Source organism: Chryseotalea sp. (assembly GCF_057350905.1).
In genome coordinates this window covers 1-17,963 of record NZ_JBMRCF010000023.1, presented here as the reverse complement: position 1 = coordinate 17,963, position 17,963 = coordinate 1, and the positions used below count along the sequence as shown (strand labels likewise).

Genomic DNA, 17,963 nt, shown 5'->3' with positions numbered 1-17,963 from the left:
TGAAGTATGTAAAATAAAACTAGTTAATTTTTTCAGCTACTTTTCCGCAGCTTAACATTTTAGCACCGTAGTATGGATTCTTAATGCTTTCCTCAGCACTGATCCAATGGCTTTTTTTCATGGGGCAATAATCGTAATACAGGGTTTCACCTGTAGTCGTCAGCTTTACAACGGACCAGTAGGCAACAGACAATTCAGCAAATGCAGCACGTTGTTTTTCAATATCCTTCGCTTTTGAGATAATATCAGCTTGCTTTAACAAATTATCTTTATGTTGTTTCCAGGCTGCTGCAACGGCATCATTGTCATCCGTTGTTTTAATTTTCGATATGGCCGTGGTTAACGCGATGGCAGCTTCACTGGCCTCAGCCGCTTTATTGGATATAAGTGCATCCTTTATGTCCAGGTAAGCGGTTAATAAGGATAGATCGTTGTTTTGCGCTTGTAGCTGATAAGAAAATAAAAGCGTTAGAATGATGATACGCATTTTCATAGTAAAATGATTAAGTGAACGTATGGTATTCAACGCCTGGAGGCTAACAGCGTTTTTTATAATTAAGGATAAAAGTTACACAATTTCTCTATTAAGCTCAATCAACCATCTTTATAAATCGTCAAGTGGTTTCCTGACATCTTTAGATTGCCTGTTTTTCTTTAATGCCGAGGGAGTCATGCCGGTAACCTTTTTAAATTGTGCGGATAAATGGGCCACACTACTATAACCGAGCTGACTGGCAATTTCACTCAGGTTAAGTTCATCATAGAAAAGAAGTTCTTTGGCCTTTTCAATTTTTTGCCGGATGATATATTGCTCAAGCGTGAGGCCCTCTACCGAAGAGAAAAGATTGCTTAGGTAATTGTATTCGTAATGTGCATGCTCGGCAAGGATAGTGGACCAATTGTGTTTTCGGTCAATTTCTTTGCTATGGTGAATAAGCTGAATGATTTTATTTTTCACAGCTTCAATAATGCGCGCTTTCCTGTCGTCTATTCTTTCAAAGCCTAAGTCCTGTAATCCCGCATCTAATTGATGCAGTTGCTCATCTGATGGGGGCTCAGTTAAATCAACTTCGCCTAGTGTAAGACTCGCTGGTTCCAAACCTACCTTATTGAACTCCTGCTTCACAGCAGCGATACAACGCTGGCAAACCATATTCTTAATAAAAAGACGATTCATAGAAAGATACTAGTATTCAGATAACCAAGACAAATCAAAGATAGTTTCTAGACTGACTTAAACTTTACATTGTTTACAGATAAATTTAGAGTATTTATTGTTTTGCGGTATCCCGTTGAGCAAGTTTGGTTGCAATAACGCTGATGATTAGAATTTGCAGCGCATGAAAGAGCATTAAGGGCAACAGCATGATACCTGCAGAGGCTGACTTGGCAAATAGTATTTTTGAAAAGACTGTTCCATGGACCAAGGATTTTTTGGTGCCACAAAACTGTGTGGTAATGCGATCGGCTCTGTTAAATTTCAGGTAGGTAGCCAGGTAGCCAGTAAAGTAATAAACTACAAAAAACAGAACTAACACAATCGGAAATAGTGTTAGCAACATCTTAAGACTTAACACATCGAATAAATTATTTACAAAGGATTCAGCAAAACTCTTGTAAATGATCAGGAGGATAATGACTCTATCAAAAAAAGAAAGTTGATGGCTGTATTTTAAAATATATTTTCCAAAGAATGGTTGTAACAAAATTCCCAGTACTACAGGCGCAATAATTTCCAGCAATAGTTTAAGATAGATGGTGCTGAAATTAAAGGCAGTTCCGGTGCTTTGTAAAAACAAACCCATCCATACAGGTGTTAAGCCTATTCCTATAATTCCTGACAGACTTGCATTAAAAATTGCAGCGGGTATGTTGCCCTTGGCAATAGACACCATCACTACAGAAGAAGAAACAGTAGAGGGTAAGGAAGCCAGAAAAAAGATAGCAAGCCACAGGGTTTTCTGATCATCGGTATTGGCTAAGGGATAAAATGCCAAAACAATAAGTGGGAAAATCAGGAAGGTGGTGGATTGAACCAGTAAATGAAGTCGCCAATTTTTTAACCCTTATTTTAGCTTTTCAAAACTGAGCTTTAGACCGTAGAAAAAGAAAATAAGTGAAACTCCGATACTGCTGATAAGCTCAAGGGATGAACCACCCGCTTGTACTGCCCACGTTGGAAAAAAGTAAGCAATAACTATTGTGAGTATGATGAACAGTACAAAGCGATCGATTTTCATTGAAGCAAATGATTTCAAAGGCAAGATATACCAGAATTAGTACAGATGGTAGTGAAGCTGTTAAAATCAAATTTGTATGATATAGCAATCATTTAACAATTTCAGGAAATAGAGCAAATGGAATGTCATCTATCAATTTGCATCGTCCCCTGAAGCGGGAGACGATGCGTGACATAATGCAACTTTTAAATCAATTAGTATTGGTTAACTTCTGTATGTTAGTCTGTGAGGACGTGGACTGAGGCGAAACATTTAGACCAAATAAGAATCTTAATACTTTTATTCTTCGTATAATTTCGTAGGTGATGTAGCAACCAGCAAAAGAAAAAATAAGTGTAAGTAAGAATTGAAGCGGTGCCACAATGTCAAGTGGAAAAATGATAGCAGAACCTACATATAGAAAAATCATGTGAAGTACATAGATCGGATAAGCAGCCTGACTTAAATATTGCAGGGTTTTACTATTATGGTTTAAATAGCTGTTGCCAAATGCTAATACAGTCAGTATCCAACAAATAGTCTCTGCAGGAAGCAGGTAAAAAGACAGTGACTTATTTATCTGAAATTCGGCAATGCGCAATACAAAGAGTGTAGTGCCGCCAAGGAAAAAAGGCCACCGCCAGCGTGCAATCATTTTCCAAAATTGTTCGCCACTAAAAACAAAAGTGAACCCAAAGAAGAATGAAAGTAAGCCAAGAAAAAATCCATGTAGATTCATGACATAGAACTCATAGGGCTGAGGCTTGATAACCAAAACTTCTATGATAAAGGCAACAACGACAATGAGTAAGCCCACAGGATGACGCATTACTTTCTTTATACTCAATGCTAACTTTCCATTTTCATTTTTCAGCAGGTAATAGAACAATGGTATGAAGAGTAGGATATAAACAAAGATGTTTCCTAAGAACCAAAGATGGCCTGAATAAGGAAAGTAAGTATACTCCAGACCATAATAACTACTCATAATATAAATGTGAATAGGCACGATGCAAAAGCTGCCAAACGCAAGAGGCACAAGTATGCGGTAAGCACGCTCTTGAAGTAATGCTATCCAGTTTCTGTTTTGAATAGCGAAGTACACACCCATGCCAGACACAAAGAAAAGCAAAGGTATTCGCCACACATTCAGCATGGCCATGGGCGTCCATAAGGCCGTCCATGGTTTAGCGTTTGTAATAAATCCAATCATCATACCCCAGGGCTGAAACCCAATAGATGAATGATAGATGAGGAGTAACCAGATAGCAATTACCCTTATCCAGTCAATATCATATCGTCTGTCGACAGTTAACATAGTTCTTAATTTTGATATAAATATTGCCGACTAAAACTGGTTATAAACCATTTTGTTTTTTAGTCAGATAATACTGATTTTGAGGTCAACTATTTTAACATAGCAGCAATTTCCGGACGGGTCTTTTCCAGGTATGCATAGTCTAGTTTTAAACCCATGGGGCCGAGCGCACTGACCATCATATCATATACAGGTTTTACGTCACTGAATGAACCGGCTACATTCTCGTAGGCAGTTGAATTGTATTTATTCTTGAGCGTTCTGTTGGCGTTTTTGGCAATGAGCATTTTTACAATCTCTGGTCGGCAAAAGAAGGCAGCGGTATGTAAAGCAGTAGACCCTTCGTTGTTTTGAAAATTGATGTCAGCACCGGCATCAATGAGTACTTTGGCAATTTCAGACTTTCCAAAAACGGCCGCACTGATGAGTGGACTTGATCCGCCAAATGGATCTTTTGTGTTAATGTCGGTACCCGCGGCTATGTGCATTTGTACAGCCTCAAGATTGCCGGTAACTACAGCCGTGTGGATATCCATTTGAGGTGCCGGGGCATTGCTTTTGCTTTGTTTACTTTCCGCTGCACCTTTTTTGTCCTGGCAAGCGCCCGAGGTTAACAACATGGCGAATAATGCGATTACAAAACTTGTTTTTAATGGATTGATCATACTGGTTTTCATAAGTGAATGAATTTTATTTTGTAGTGCAAAGAACTGGTTGAAGGTGTCTGGTGACTAAATATCCATGCGGCTAAAAGCATCAAAGTTGCAGCAAAGCATATAAATTTTGATGCAGAAGTATAAATTATCGCGCAAACCCTCGGTTTCTGACGATTTTTGATTGTTCAGAACCATCTCACCAAAGGTGCTCAGTCCATTTTTTTACTGCATATTGTAACAGTATTTTGTTGAAATTTTATCAAAGCACTGTCCTATGTCTGCCAACTCAACACCTTCAAATGAATTTTTGAGTCAGGTAACTGCCCTTATTGAAAAAAATATGGCTAACGAGCAATTTGGTGTTTCCGAATTGGCCGATGCCATGAACATGAGCAGGTCTAACCTGCTGAGAAAGGTAAAAAAGGAAAGTAAGCTTTCAGTAAGTCAGTTGATTAATCAGGTGCGTCTACACCGCGCCATGGAGATGTTGCGCCCCGGATCTTTAAATGTCTCTGAGGTATCGCACCAGGTGGGTTTCAACAGCACGTCATATTTTATTAAATGCTTTCGCGAGTATTATGGATATCCCCCCGGTGAGGTTGGCAAGCACCCCGAAGTAACTTCAACCCCCATGGCTATTGGTAATAAGCCTAAAAAGTTATGGATAGCGGTTTCAGCCGGAACTGCGCTTGTGGTATTGGTTTTACTCTTTATATACAGCAGAAGTACAATCACAAAGAATGAAGGAGAACTTGAAAAGTCGATTGCCATCTTACCTTTTAAGAACGAAAGCAATGACTCCACCAATGTTTACCTGATTAATGGACTGATGGAATCTACTTTACTGAATTTACAAAAAATTCAAGACTTGCGTGTGATCAGTCGAACCTCTTCAGAAAAGTATAGAAACAGTAACAAGTCAATTCCTGAGATGGCAAAGGAGTTGAACGTGCGTTATTTCGTTGAAGGAAGCGGACAAAAAATCGGAGATCAGATTTTGCTTAACATACAGTTGATTGAGGCATCTACTGATCGGCACTTATGGTCTAACCAATACAAAAGAGAAGTTAAAGATATTTTTCAGCTGCAGCAGGAGATAGCCCGCAGTATTGCCAATGAAATTCAGGCTGTGATTACACCTGATGAAAAACAGAGAATTGAGAAAAAACCAACAGAGAATCTGGCCGCGTATGATTTGTATTTAAAAGGGAAAAACCTGCAAATAGTAGGTGGGGAAGAAAACGAATTGAAGGCCATTGATTTTTTTAAGCAAGCGATTGAACAAGATTCTGAGTTTGCAGTGGCCTATGCAGAGACGGCAATAGCCTATTACTATCTGGATGTATTTAAGGCAGAGAAAAGATATTCCGAAGAAATCAGTCAATATGCAGACAAAGCATTTTTATATGATTCAAAACTAGGCGGAAGTCTGGTGGCGAAAGCCTTAGCCTACATGACCAGAAAGGAATATGAAGCAGCCGTGCCTTATTTAGAAAAAGCCCTTGAGTACAACCCAAATTCTGCTGAGGTCATTGGTTTCCTGTCAGACTTCTACTCGATTTATAATCCCAACACCGAAAAGTATTTGGCCTATGCTTTGAAAGGTATTCAGCTAGATATTGCTTCCCTTGATTCAACAACGGCAAGCTATACTTATTTACGTTTAGGAAATGCTTTAATTCAAAATGGCTTTGTAGAAGAGTCGTTATTATACATAGATAGAGCCTTAGCGTATAATCCGGCTAATCCCTATGCAAAATATGTGCGTGCCTTTATTCTTTTTGCGAGAGATAAGGATGCGAAGCAAACAAGGGATTTATTACTTGTTGAATTTAATAAAGACACTACGCGTTTTGATATCCTGCAGGATATCGGTAAAGTGAGCTATTACATGCATGATTATAAAGGTGCGTATCAGTATTATAAACGATTTTTAGAGATTCGTGAGTCGCAGCAAATGGATATTTACCATCACGAAGACTTAACCATAGCCTATGTGCTTGCACAGCAAGGATTAAAAGCAAAGTCTGATGAGTTAGTAAAAAATTATAAAGCATTTTTTGATCAGGATAAATCGATGTATAAGAACCTGGGGCTTGCGGCTTACTATGCTTATGTAGGTCAGCAAAAGGAAGCAATAGAGCACATGAAGCTATTTTCAAAAGAAGATAATGTGCAATACTGGATTATATTGTTTATGGAAGATGATCCGGTTATGATTTCCATTATAAATAATCCTGAATTCAGAAAGTATTTTGAGATTACAAAATCAAAATTCTGGGAATCGCATGAATTACTGAAAGAAGCTTTGGATGAAGAAGGATTGCTGGTGAAGCGGTAAGGGATTGGTTGATTTGAAAATTTGATGATTTGAAAATTCTAAATTCTAAATTCTAAATTCTTTATAACAAGTACTTTAAATTTCTAAATAACCCTGCACACTACTTACTAAATCTTAAAATGATACCCAATACTTATCAGCACAGGCGAGGGGTCATTGATCTCAATACCTGAAGTGTTTTGCAATGTTTTGATATCATTCTCAAAGGCAGAAGATCTAAATGGAATAACCAATTCCAAATGGATGTAGTTGTCATCACTGTTTCTTGTCTTATTCTCAAAACCGATTGCAAGCGAAGGCCCATAATACGTTTTGTCATATTGAGGTGCCCCTACTACTTTTATCACACCATTATAACCATACATGGCAGATATAGTGGGGACCATTTTTTGGTCACCAATCCGTAAAGCCAAACCAGCGTTAAAGCCAAGTCCGTTTAACGCAAAACCAGTAGCCACAAAAACACCTACCGAAGTCTTATCAGCATCACCCGGAATAAAAGTTAAACGCCCCCCAACACCACCATAATCAAGACCGATTCCGATGCCCAGGTATAAGTTAGTATTGCTAACTTCATCATCCTCTTCAGGTGCTGGACTGTTTTCTTGCGCTGGCATATCTTCTTGTTGCTTTTCTTCAGTAGGCTTACCTACAACAGCAGGACTGGCAATGGTGGTAATGCTCTGCCGAATGGTGTCGCTTGCTGGAGCCACTTCTTTTTCTTTAATAACCTTTACTTGTCCGATATAAACAACTATGTTTTCTTTCAGTAAATTTTCAATTAAAGCAGGATTTACGGTCTGCTGATCTTCCGTTTGAAATTGGATGATGGCAATAAGATTCAGTGAGAGTGCACCTTCTTTTACAATAAGTAAATTATCCTGAATCGTTTTTATTTCTGTAGAGACTCGTGCACTGTCCTTCATGGTAATGAGGGCTTGCTGTGCTTGTGCAGCTACACCGCATCCTAAAGAGAAAGTCAGAACAATAATCTTGATAAGGTTACGCATAATTAAACGTGATCGGGATATTGAGCTTTACTACTTATTTCTTTTTTTGCTCTTCAGGATATTTGTGGCCATAAAGCTTGGTGATTTTCTTCTTTGGCATCTCTTCAACTGTAACAAACATGCGTACATCTTCAGTCGGTCTGTCAGCACGATTGCGCTCCAATGCTGCTATTTTATCAATCACCTCTAATCCTTTAATTACTTTTCCAAATACGGTATATTGATCATCAAGGTGAGGCGCTCCGCCTGTAGTTGTATAGGCTTTCAATCGCTCAGGAGCCATTGACTTATTCACTTTAATACCTGTTTCTCTTTCAATTCGCGGTACCAGCGAATTTATACATGCCTGATACGCAGTTTGATCTGTCTGGTATAATTGAACTAAAGAATCATACAAAGGCTTGTTCTCAGGTTTTGAAATTAACTGCTGCATGCCCATGCCTAATTTATTTTGATCGATCAGCAAGTCGCTCTCTTTCCAAACCTGACCATGCACAATATAAAACTGAGAACCACTAGAGGCACGTTGTGGATTTTGTTTATCGCCTAATCGTGCTGCCGACAAGGCACCTTTTTCATGAAACAGTGAAGGCACAAATTCTGCGGGTACTGTATAACCAGGTCCACCGGTACCTACAGGCTGCCCTGCCATTGCTTTTTTCGAATCGGGGTCACCACCCTGAATCATGAAATTGGGGATAACACGGTGAAATAATAAACTATCAAAATATTTTCTCTTCGCAAGAGCGATAAAATTCTCTTTATGCTTCGGTGTTTCATCATAAAGAATGGCAACCATATCACCATAGCTGGTTTTAATGGTGACTACATAATCTGTCTTTTTAGATTGAGCACATCCTAATAAAAAGGTGAAGGATAAGAACAGGGAGAAAAAGCTGACACGATTCATATAATTCAGATACCAATATTTTTTAATGTTCCTTAACTAAGCTTGCAGGAGTCTGATTTTGTTGAGAATTTCCTGTCCGCCTTCCGCTAACACTTCTAATGCCACACGTTTGCCAAGCTCTTTAGCATCAATAGCAGGCGCTGCGTCTTTTATCTTCACCACACGCTTACCATCCAACGAAATAATACCAGCTTTTAGTGTAATCAAATTGCCTTCGTAGTGTGCATAACCGAACGAAGGTATGCTGCAACCGCCTTGCAAAGTTTTTAAGAAAGAACGCTCTGCGCGTAAACAATCTTCTGTATCAGGGTGATTGATATAACGCTGCACGGCATCTTTCTTTTTGAAATCAAGTTTTTTATGACACTCCACAGCAATAGTGCCCTGACCCACAGCCGGAACAAAATAGCTGGTTTCAATTTTATCCGCAATCAGATTATCGTAACCAAGTCGATGAACACCTGCGTAAGCGAGCATAAGGGCATCACATTCACCAGCTTTCATTTTTTCAATGCGTGTCTGTAAGTTGCCGCGTACGGTCACAGATTCGATGTTAGGATAGTAGTGTTTTAAAAAAGCAACCCTGCGGGTGGAGGCAGTACCAATGCGCAGGCCTACTTTGAATAAATCCAGGTGTTTATTCGTACTTACCAATACGTCATTAACTTGCTCTCTTTCAGTGAAGGCAATCAATTCCAGTTCTTCCGGTAGCTCACTCGACAAATCCTTGGCGCTGTGAACGGCAATGTCAATACTGCCATCCAATAGCTTGGCTTCAATTTCTTCTGTGAACACACCTTTGCTGCCAATTTTGCCAATGGTCACATCCAGAATTTTATCTCCTTTGGTGTCAATGGCAACAATCTCAGTTTTCATGCCGGATGGGCGGAGTAACTGTGCAATGTGTTCTGCCTGCCAAAGAGCCAACTTACTACCACGGGTACCTATGCGTATTGTCATACTATATGGTTTGAAAATGAACTGATGTGCTGATATGTTGATTTGCTCATGTGCTATTGGAAATTATATTGAATCAACACATCAGCACATCAACGAATCATCTAATTATTAGTTAGTGTTTTAGACAAGTTAACAGAAAGATCCAGAAATATCATTTTGGCGCTGCCATTTCTTTCCAGGTGATAGGTGGCATCGCTCATGAGCTGTACCGATTTTTCTATTTTTTGCCAGTTGAGCACTTTTCCGAAGTTTTGCACAAATTGTAATTCTTCACCCCGGGTTCGGTTAATGCCACTGGCTCCGGAGATGTGAAGCAGTGTTTCTCTCAGCATATTCATGCTATACGAAAGCATGCTGCGCTGACTTAGTTTATCCAGGTTGTGGTATTCATCAGCCATGCCAACCAGACCGATATAATCTTTTTTAAAGCAAGTGCGCATCCATTCAATAAAGCGCTGCGTGTTATTGTCCTCTTCTTTCGATAAAATTTTAAAAGAAAGATTCAAGTTGCCATCAGCCAGTTGTGCTGCCTTGGCTGCCCGCTTCTCATCTACTTCCATATGTTCCATCAAATACTGCTCTAACTCAGTATCGCTGAGCAGGGGCACGGTAATAAGTTGTGTACGTGATAAGATGGTGGGCAACAAACGATCCGCTGCGTTGGTAATCAGGATGAAGTAAGTATTGGGTGTCGGTTCTTCTAATATTTTAAGAATGCCATTAGCTGCCGAAGGATGCATGTATTCCGGCTGCCAGATGATCATCACTTTATTTTTACTCTCGAAAGGTTTTAACGAAAGTGCTTTAACAATCTCCCGGCTTTCTTCTTTCGAGATGTTAGCCTGCTTGTCTTCGCCACCATAAAAATTAGCCCAGTCTTCAATGTTGCCAAAAGGTTGTTGCAGCAAAAAACTTCTCCAGGTTTTTAGCTTTTCAATTTTAAAAGTTTCCTCGTCTTTGCTACCCTTAATATTCCCAATAGGAAAAACAAAGTGTGTATCCGGATGAATAAATTTCAGGTTTTTGCTACAAGCAGCACAAACACCACAAGCATCTTCTTCACCAGGATTCTGGCAATGCAGATAAGTAATGTAAGCCAATGCCAATGGTAAATTCAAGGCACCTTCGGCACCCAAAAAAAGTTGCGCGTGCGCCACATGATTGTTTTGTACTGCTTGCAGCAAAACTTTTTTTACTTCTGTTAGTCCGGGTATTTGAGAGAAGAGCATAACGTCAGGCTTTCTTTAATTCTTCGGTTGAATCAAAGATATGTTTCAATATGTCTTTGTCAAGTTGAGTAAGTGCTATATGTCTGCGACTCATCACGCGTTCGGCAGTTTCAAAGGCTTTATTGAGTTGATAAGGAATAAAACCCGAAGCGCCTCCCCATGAAAATGAAGGGACGAAATTACGCGGGTAGCCATCGCCAAAAATATTAGCTGAGACACCTACCACGGTACCCGTATTAAACATGGTGTTAATACCGCACTTACTGTGGTCGCCCATCATTAAGCCACAAAACTGCTGGCTGGTATTAACAAAACCACGTTTGGCATAACTCCATAACTTCACCTGATCGTAATTATTTTTTAAGTTAGAGGTGTTGGTATCTGCACCCAAGTTACACCACTCACCTAATACGGAGTTACCAAGAAAGCCATCGTGTCCCTTGTTGCTAAAACCAAACAACACACTGTTGCTGATTTCACCGCCAACTTTGCAATGTGGACCAATAGTTGAATCGCCTCTCATTTTTGCACCCATGTTTACAGTAGAGCCTTCGCACAAAGCAAAAGATCCCTTGATGAGTGAGCCTTCCTGCACTACAGCATTTTTGCCAATGTAGATCGGTCCACTTTCCGCGTTGAGTACAGCAGCTTTAATATCAGCACCTTCTTCTACAAAAATATTTTCTGCGCCATATACAATGGTATGTTTGTCTTGTATGCCAAATGATTTTCTTCCCTTGGTAATCAATGCAAAATCCTTTTTCAGTTCAGCTGCATTGTGTTCAAAAATTTTCCAGGGCTGATCAATCAGTGTATAGTTGCCAGCGTAGGTAATACGTTCTTTTGCTAAAGATAAATCAAGTGTATTGCAGCGCGCAGCCAATACCACATTTTCGCTAACAAGACTTTGGCCGATTGTTAGTTGTTTAATAGCACTTACTATATTTTCATCAGGACACAACGCTCCGTTAATCATCAGGTTGTCGGCTGTGGCCAGCGCAGGATATTTTGCCTGAAGGTAAGTTTCAGTAAGGCTTGAGCTCTTGTCACCAAAATAGTGCTCCCACTTTTCGCGAATGGTTATAATGCCGATGCGTATGTCAGCAACAGGACGCGTAAAGGTGAAAGGCAACAGGTTGATGCGAAAGTTGGGATCGTCAAACAGTACAAGATTCATGGAGTAAAAATAAGGGCTTATTGGTAATTTCAGCGCGATTGGGAAAGTTGATTGCCAAATAAGTGAAAAGCTTTTTCGCTAACCTTTCTTCGTGTTTTGAATCCGTCTGACCGCTGTTTACTTCAGCGTTCAGTGGTCTGACGGATTGTCATTCTTTGACAATAACTTCAGATTGATAGCTAGATAGTAGTGATACACGTGAATTAGATGATTTATTTGGGCCAGTTATAAAAGAAAAAATCCTTCCCCAGTGACAAGGAAGGATTTCTAGCAAAATAATTAGAAGAAGTAATTATGCTTTTTTGTATTTGTTCTTGAATTTTTCAACGCGACCAGCGGTATCCACAAACAATTTCTTACCAGTGTAAAAAGGATGTGAAGCAGAGCTCACTTCGACCTTAATTACAGGGTATTCTTTGCCATCTTCCCACTTTACAGTTTCCTTAGACTTAAGGGTAGAGCGAGTTAAAAATTTAAAATCGCTTGCCATGTCGTGGAAAACAACTTCGTTATATTCCGGATGAATGTCGTTTCTCATATCAAAATTGATGTTTTTCTCAAAAGGGACTGCAAAGATAGGAGTCAGGCAGCAAAATACAAGCACCCCTTTTTAATAAATCCTGAAAAACAGCAAAAAGAGCATCGAAAGCCTTAATTTTATGTTTTTATGAGAAGAAAATCAGCGTTTTTATGGCTTTTCCTCCATTTTTCAGGTTTGGCACTTGCTCAAAGTAGCTACATACCCCTGAATGAAGACTATTACCAGCGTATTGACCGCTACGAAATAAAGGCGGGGAAAATCTATCCTCAAATATTTACAGGTGTAAAACAGTACAAACGCTCGGATGTAGTGGCTTTTATAGACTCTGTTGATGCAGATGGCAAGCTGACCTCGAAAAGCGATCAATTTAATGCAGCCTATATCCGAAATGATAGCTGGGAGTGGAGCCAGGCTGAGGATGCCGATAGCAAAAAACCAGTTTTAAAGCACTTTTATAAAAAGAAGGCCGATTTCTATAGCTATCATAGTGAAGATTTTGATGTTCATATAAACCCTATTTTATACACAGGGGTAGGAACTGATACTCGTTTAAGCGATGATCAGCTCTTTATTAATACAAGAGGAGCAGAGGTGAGAGGTATGGTAGATGGTAAAGTGGGTTTCTATACCTACCTGACCGAAAATCAGATGATCATGCCTGAATATGTGAACGAAGAGAGAAGGCGGATAGGTGCGGTGCCACACGAAGGTTTCTGGAAGGGGTATAAAGGAGGGCCGGGTGTAGACTTTTTGCAAGCCAGAGGCTACATCACTTTCGAAGCAACCAAACACATCAACCTGCAGTTCGGACACGATCGTTTTTTCATAGGCAATGGCCATCGATCAATGATTTTGTCTGATTATTCGCCACCAGGACTTTTCTTAAAAGGAAATGTGAAAGTCTGGAAACTCAATTATTTATTTCTTATCAACCGCTATACTGCTGAGCCACGTGGCAACGCGGGCGGTTCTTTTGGTGATTCAGGTTATCCGGAAAAGTTTGTGGCCTTGCATCATTTCAGCATTAACGTAGGTAAGAAATTAAACATTGGTGTTTTTGAATCGGTGGTGTTTGGCGCTGACTCGTTGAATCAGGGTAAGTTTGATTTTGCCTATGCGAACCCAATTATTTTTTACAGGGCCATTGAACATCAAACCGGCAGTCGCGATAATGTATTGTTGGGTTCCGATTTTAAATGGAATGTTATTAAAAAAGTACAGCTCTATGGTCAGCTCACACTGGACGAGTTTTTACTCGACAATATTCGGGCAGGTAATGGTTGGTGGGCTAATAAATTCGCAGCACAAGCAGGCTTAAAATATATCGATGCTTTTGGCGTCTCTAATCTTGATATTCAAGGTGAATTGAATGTAGTGAGACCATTTACTTTCTCTCACTATACCCAGTATGGAAGTTACTCTAATTTTAATCAGTCGCTTACGCATCCTTTAGGTTCTAATTTTCAGGAGCTATTAGGCATCATTCGTTATCAGCCTGTGTCAAAATTAACACTTACTGCAAAAGTAATCATGATTAAGACCGGTCGCGATGGTGTAAATGAAAACTGGGGTGGTAACATTTTGAAGAATTATACAACCCGGCAGCAGGACTTTAACAATACTATTGGCCAGGGCATACAACAAGATATTATGTACGGAAGCTTTACAGGAAGCTGGATGTTGAAACATAATCTCTTTATCGATGCAGTGTTAATCACACGGGATAGTAAAAGCCCCGATCCGCTTTATCAGAATAATAGTACAATTGCTAGTTTAAGTCTGCGTTGGAACATCGCACAGCGTCATTACGAATTTTAAAAGATGAAGGTTTATTTCAGAATATTAAGTTACGCCCCACAGCTTGGTTTAAGACTTTTTCAATTTTTCTTATTTTCAGTATTAGGTGTTGTTTTTCAAGCTACCTATCTAGGTCTTACACAACCTATGTTGGATGTACTCTTCAACCAAAACGGAGAAGTTGCCATCGTGCCAATGCCTGAGTTCTCATTAACAATCGATTATTTTAAAGGCTTGTTCCGCCACTACATGACAAGTAGCGTAGTCAATAATGGGCCTTTGGATGCATTGTTATTTGTTTGTATATCGATTGTATTCTTTGTATTCCTCTCTAACCTCTTCCGCTACCTTGAGCGCATGACAGCCTCCTTGTTAAAAGCTGATGTAGTTAAGAACATGAGGGTAAATATTTTCTCGAATATCACTAAACTGCACATCGGCTTCTTTAACGATCAAAGAAAGGGAGATTTGATTTCAAGATTTACAAACGATGTGTCTGAAGTAGAAGGTGCTGTGGTTAATAGCTTGAAGTCGGTTTTTAAAGAACCCATTACACTGGTGGTTTTTATCATCATGCTGTTTTCCATTTCGGTTAAGCTGGCGTTGGTGACTTTAATCATCTTGCCAATAACCGGGGGACTAATTGCTGAAATTATTAAGCGGTTGAAGAAAAGAGCACAACAGAGTCAGGAGACGATGGGCAGAATTGTCAATATTCTGGATGAAGCTTTTGGCGGTATGCGGGTTATCTATGCCTTTAATGCAAGAAATTTTCTATTAAAAAAGATTGAAACAGAAACAGCTTTTCACAAAAAAGTGAACATGTCCTTATCGCGAAAAAATGAATTAGCTTCACCCCTTTCGGAGTTACTGGGTGTATTCATTGTGGCTATTATTCTGTACTACGGTGGTAAATCAGTTTTAGCAGGCGATGAGGAATTGAAAGCATCATCCTTCATTTTATTCCTCACCATTTATGCTTCAATGATACAGCCAGCAAAGAATTTTTCTAATGGCATTACCTCATTGCAAAAAGGTATTATCTCGGCAAGGCGCATTTTCGAAATCATCGATACCGAGTCTGCTATTCAGAGCAAACCAAATGCAGTTGTGCTCAAATCATTTGAGGATAAAATTGAGTTTAATAATGTAAGCTTCGCTTATAATGATAACACGGTGCTTAAAAATATTAACCTGTCGGTTAAAAAAGGGAAGACTCTCGCCCTGGTAGGGCCATCGGGTGGTGGTAAATCTACTCTGGCCGATTTAGTGCCTCGCTTTTACGATCCCCTTAAAGGTGAAGTATTGCTAGATGGGCTTTCATTGAAGGATTATGAGTTGGAATCACTCCGCAGTGTTATGGGTGTGGTTACGCAAGAGTCTATTCTTTTTAACGATACCATTTTTAATAACATCGCCTTTGGTATGGAAAACGTGCGGGAAGAAGATGTGATGCGTGCAGCTAAGGTGGCCAATGCACATGACTTCATTGTGCAAACTGAACAGGGATATCAAACTACCATTGGTGAACGCGGTAGTAAATTATCAGGCGGGCAGCGTCAGCGCTTAAGCATTGCGCGTGCTGTGCTCAAAAATCCCCCAATTTTAATCTTAGATGAAGCTACTTCAGCCTTGGATTCGGAATCCGAGCGTCTTGTGCAGGATGCCCTGACCAAATTGATGGAGAATAGGACTTCTATTGTGATTGCCCATCGCTTGAGCACTATACAACATGCCGATGAAATTGTAGTGGTACAAAACGGAGAAATCGTAGAAAGGGGTAGGCATGAGGAGCTGATTGCGAATAGCGGTTTGTATCGTAAACTCACAGAAATTCAGAAAGTCTGACATTTTTATTTAACTTTCCAGTGTCCTTATAACCGAAAACGAAGATCATGAATCGCAATCGCCTTATTTTTTACATAGCTTTTGGTGCTTTTCACTTAGGCGCCTTCATTTTTACAGTCATGTTAAACAATGACACTGGCTTGTTATTTAAGATGGTAGGCTATGTACCCATGTTTAAATGGGTAACATTTGCAGGCTTACTTATGTTGCTGATTGATGCTGGTTGGTACTTTATTACGAACAGAAATACATTGAAAGAAAAAGCGGCTCTCACCCAAGAGCTGAATATGCTGAAAGCAAAACTTTTCGATTTGCAGGAAGCAGCAAAAAAGCAGGCAGCGGCAGCTGCTCAGAAAGAAGGGAAATAATACTTTTTAGCCATGTTGGCGAAAACATTCGGAAGTGCAGTACAAGGAGTGGATGCCCGTACCATTACCGTAGAAGTAAACGTAGGTCAAGGCGCCAAATTTTGGATGAGTGGCCTGCCTGATGGTGCCGTTAAAGAAAGTGAGCACCGTGTTGAATCTTCTCTAAAAACTTTTGGCTATTACATGCCACGACAAAAAACTGTCGTAAACTTAGCCCCTGCAGATTTAAGAAAGGAAGGATCAGCATACGATTTGCCCATTGCTTTATGTGTGTTAAAAGCATCCGGACAAATTGTTACCGAGAAGCTCGAGCAATACATGGTGATGGGTGAGTTGGCATTAGATGGTACCCTTCGTCCGATCAAAGGTGTTTTACCCATTGCCATACAAGCCAGAAAAGAAGGCTTTAAAGGCATTATGCTGCCCAAAGACAATGCACGTGAAGCGGCCATTGTGAATAGTATTGACGTTATACCCGTCTCAACATTAGCAGAAGCCGTTGATTTTTTTGAAGATCGCCTACAGATTACACCCCTTGTTGTTGATACACGCGAAATATTTAATGCGGAGCTCAACAACTACAATGCTGACTTCAAAGATGTGCAAGGTCAGGAAAATATAAAGCGTGCGATGGAGATTGCCGCAGCCGGAGGACATAATGTGATTATGATCGGTCCACCTGGTGCCGGTAAAACCATGTTGGCAAAACGCATCGCCAGTATATTGCCACCACTCTCTTTACACGAAGCACTCGAGACTACCAAGATACATTCTGTTGCAGGTCGTCTCGGTCGTGATGCATCTCTCATGACGACTCGCCCCTTCCGCAGCCCGCATCACACTATTTCGGATGTAGCGCTTGTTGGAGGAGGAGGTAATCCACAACCCGGAGAAATTTCATTAGCACACAATGGCGTTTTGTTTTTAGATGAATTGCCTGAGTTTAAGCGAACCGTGTTAGAAGTAATGCGTCAACCGATGGAGGAGAGACGTGTTACTATTTCGCGCGCGAAAATATCGCTTGATTATCCCGCTAACTTCATGTTAGTCGCCAGCATGAATCCCTGTCCGTGTGGTTATTATAATCATCCTGAAAAAGAATGTGTGTGTGGGCCGGGTATTGTGCAACGCTACTTAAGTAAAATCAGCGGGCCTTTGCTAGACCGTATCGACTTGCATGTGGAGGTAGTGCCAGTTGGTTTTGATGAGATGACCGCACGCAGAAAAGCAGAGAGCAGCAGCGAAATTCGAGAACGCGTGGTGAAGGCACGTGAAATACAGAGCAAACGTTTTGAAAAACATACTGACGTATACTCTAATGCCATGATGCCTTCCAACATGGTAAAAGAAGTGTGTGAGATCAATGAAGCAGGACGTGCTTTGTTGAAAACGGCTATGGAGCGTTTAGGATTAAGTGCACGTGCTTACGATCGTATTTTAAAAGTATCGCGCACCATTGCCGATCTGGCGGGTGCTGAAAATATTAAGACAGAACATTTGGCGGAAGCCATTCAATACAGAAGTTTAGATAGAGAGGGTTGGGCAGGATAAGTTCAGTTAACAATGATGAAATTGACAATTGACAATGT

15 protein-coding genes and 1 pseudogene are annotated in these 17,963 nt (G+C 40.2%); 5 read left to right on the top strand and 11 right to left on the bottom strand.

The window, feature by feature from the left end; all coding sequences use genetic code 11:
- Positions 1–19: 19 nt before the first annotated feature.
- The 5 genes and pseudogenes from ACO1XM_RS20505 to ACO1XM_RS20485 all read right to left on the bottom strand — a co-directional run bounded on the left by ACO1XM_RS20505 (position 20) and on the right by ACO1XM_RS20485 (position 4,214).
- Positions 20–493, bottom strand: a complete 474-nt coding sequence (locus ACO1XM_RS20505) for a DUF3347 domain-containing protein (protein WP_486232540.1) — start codon at positions 491–493, stop codon at positions 20–22.
- A 111-nt stretch (positions 494–604) separates the two neighbouring features.
- Positions 605–1,177 carry a helix-turn-helix domain-containing protein gene (locus ACO1XM_RS20500; RefSeq protein ID WP_486232538.1) on the bottom strand — a complete coding sequence of 191 codons (573 nt, stop codon included), beginning with the start codon at positions 1,175–1,177 and terminating at the stop codon, positions 605–607.
- 94 nt (positions 1,178–1,271) lie between these two features.
- A pseudogene (locus ACO1XM_RS20495) lies at positions 1,272–2,240 on the bottom strand (bile acid:sodium symporter family protein).
- 190 nt (positions 2,241–2,430) lie between these two features.
- Positions 2,431–3,537, bottom strand: coding sequence for an acyltransferase family protein (locus ACO1XM_RS20490; RefSeq protein WP_486232536.1), 1,107 nt, complete (start codon positions 3,535–3,537; stop codon positions 2,431–2,433).
- Between the two features lie 89 nt (positions 3,538–3,626).
- Positions 3,627–4,214: an ankyrin repeat domain-containing protein gene (locus tag ACO1XM_RS20485; RefSeq protein ID WP_486232533.1), complete on the bottom strand. Its 588-nt coding sequence runs from the start codon at positions 4,212–4,214 to the stop codon at positions 3,627–3,629.
- Between the two features lie 253 nt (positions 4,215–4,467).
- Between ACO1XM_RS20485 and ACO1XM_RS20480 the strand changes: the two genes are divergently transcribed.
- Complete coding sequence (locus ACO1XM_RS20480; RefSeq protein ID WP_486232531.1) at positions 4,468–6,534, top strand: helix-turn-helix domain-containing protein; 2,067 nt, start codon at positions 4,468–4,470, stop codon at positions 6,532–6,534.
- 107 nt (positions 6,535–6,641) lie between these two features.
- On the opposite strand, the gene ACO1XM_RS20475 is transcribed toward ACO1XM_RS20480, so the two are convergent.
- The 6 genes from ACO1XM_RS20475 to ACO1XM_RS20450 form a co-directional block, all read right to left on the bottom strand.
- Positions 6,642–7,544, bottom strand: a complete 903-nt coding sequence (locus ACO1XM_RS20475; RefSeq protein WP_486232529.1) for a hypothetical protein — start codon at positions 7,542–7,544, stop codon at positions 6,642–6,644.
- 34 nt (positions 7,545–7,578) lie between these two features.
- Positions 7,579–8,454: a peptidylprolyl isomerase gene (locus ACO1XM_RS20470; protein WP_486232527.1), complete on the bottom strand. Its 876-nt coding sequence runs from the start codon at positions 8,452–8,454 to the stop codon at positions 7,579–7,581.
- A 36-nt stretch (positions 8,455–8,490) separates the two neighbouring features.
- Positions 8,491–9,414, bottom strand: coding sequence for a hydroxymethylbilane synthase (gene hemC / locus ACO1XM_RS20465; protein ID WP_486232525.1), 924 nt, complete (start codon positions 9,412–9,414; stop codon positions 8,491–8,493).
- A gap of 101 nt (positions 9,415–9,515) precedes the next feature.
- Positions 9,516–10,643 (bottom strand): DNA polymerase III subunit, encoded by a 1,128-nt coding sequence (locus ACO1XM_RS20460; protein ID WP_486232523.1) that lies wholly within the window; start codon positions 10,641–10,643, stop codon positions 9,516–9,518.
- 4 nt (positions 10,644–10,647) lie between these two features.
- Entirely contained in the window at positions 10,648–11,820 is a 1,173-nt protein-coding gene (locus tag ACO1XM_RS20455; RefSeq protein WP_486232521.1) for a GlmU family protein, read from the bottom strand.
- Positions 11,821–12,112: 292 nt separating this feature from the next.
- Entirely contained in the window at positions 12,113–12,358 is a 246-nt protein-coding gene (locus ACO1XM_RS20450; RefSeq protein WP_486232519.1) for a type B 50S ribosomal protein L31, read from the bottom strand.
- Between the two features lie 129 nt (positions 12,359–12,487).
- Between ACO1XM_RS20450 and ACO1XM_RS20445 the strand changes: the two genes are divergently transcribed.
- From ACO1XM_RS20445 to ACO1XM_RS20430, 4 genes are read left to right on the top strand one after another with little or no spacing between them, the layout of a single operon-like run.
- Positions 12,488–14,179 carry a hypothetical protein gene (locus ACO1XM_RS20445; RefSeq protein ID WP_486232517.1) on the top strand — a complete coding sequence of 564 codons (1,692 nt, stop codon included), beginning with the start codon at positions 12,488–12,490 and terminating at the stop codon, positions 14,177–14,179.
- Between the two features lie 3 nt (positions 14,180–14,182).
- On the top strand, positions 14,183–16,006 hold the full coding sequence (locus ACO1XM_RS20440) for an ABC transporter ATP-binding protein (RefSeq protein ID WP_486232515.1): 1,824 nt from the start codon (positions 14,183–14,185) through the stop codon (positions 16,004–16,006).
- A gap of 47 nt (positions 16,007–16,053) precedes the next feature.
- Positions 16,054–16,374: a hypothetical protein gene (locus ACO1XM_RS20435; RefSeq protein WP_486232513.1), complete on the top strand. Its 321-nt coding sequence runs from the start codon at positions 16,054–16,056 to the stop codon at positions 16,372–16,374.
- 12 nt (positions 16,375–16,386) lie between these two features.
- Positions 16,387–17,925: a YifB family Mg chelatase-like AAA ATPase gene (locus ACO1XM_RS20430; protein ID WP_486232511.1), complete on the top strand. Its 1,539-nt coding sequence runs from the start codon at positions 16,387–16,389 to the stop codon at positions 17,923–17,925.
- Positions 17,926–17,963 lie beyond the last annotated feature (38 nt).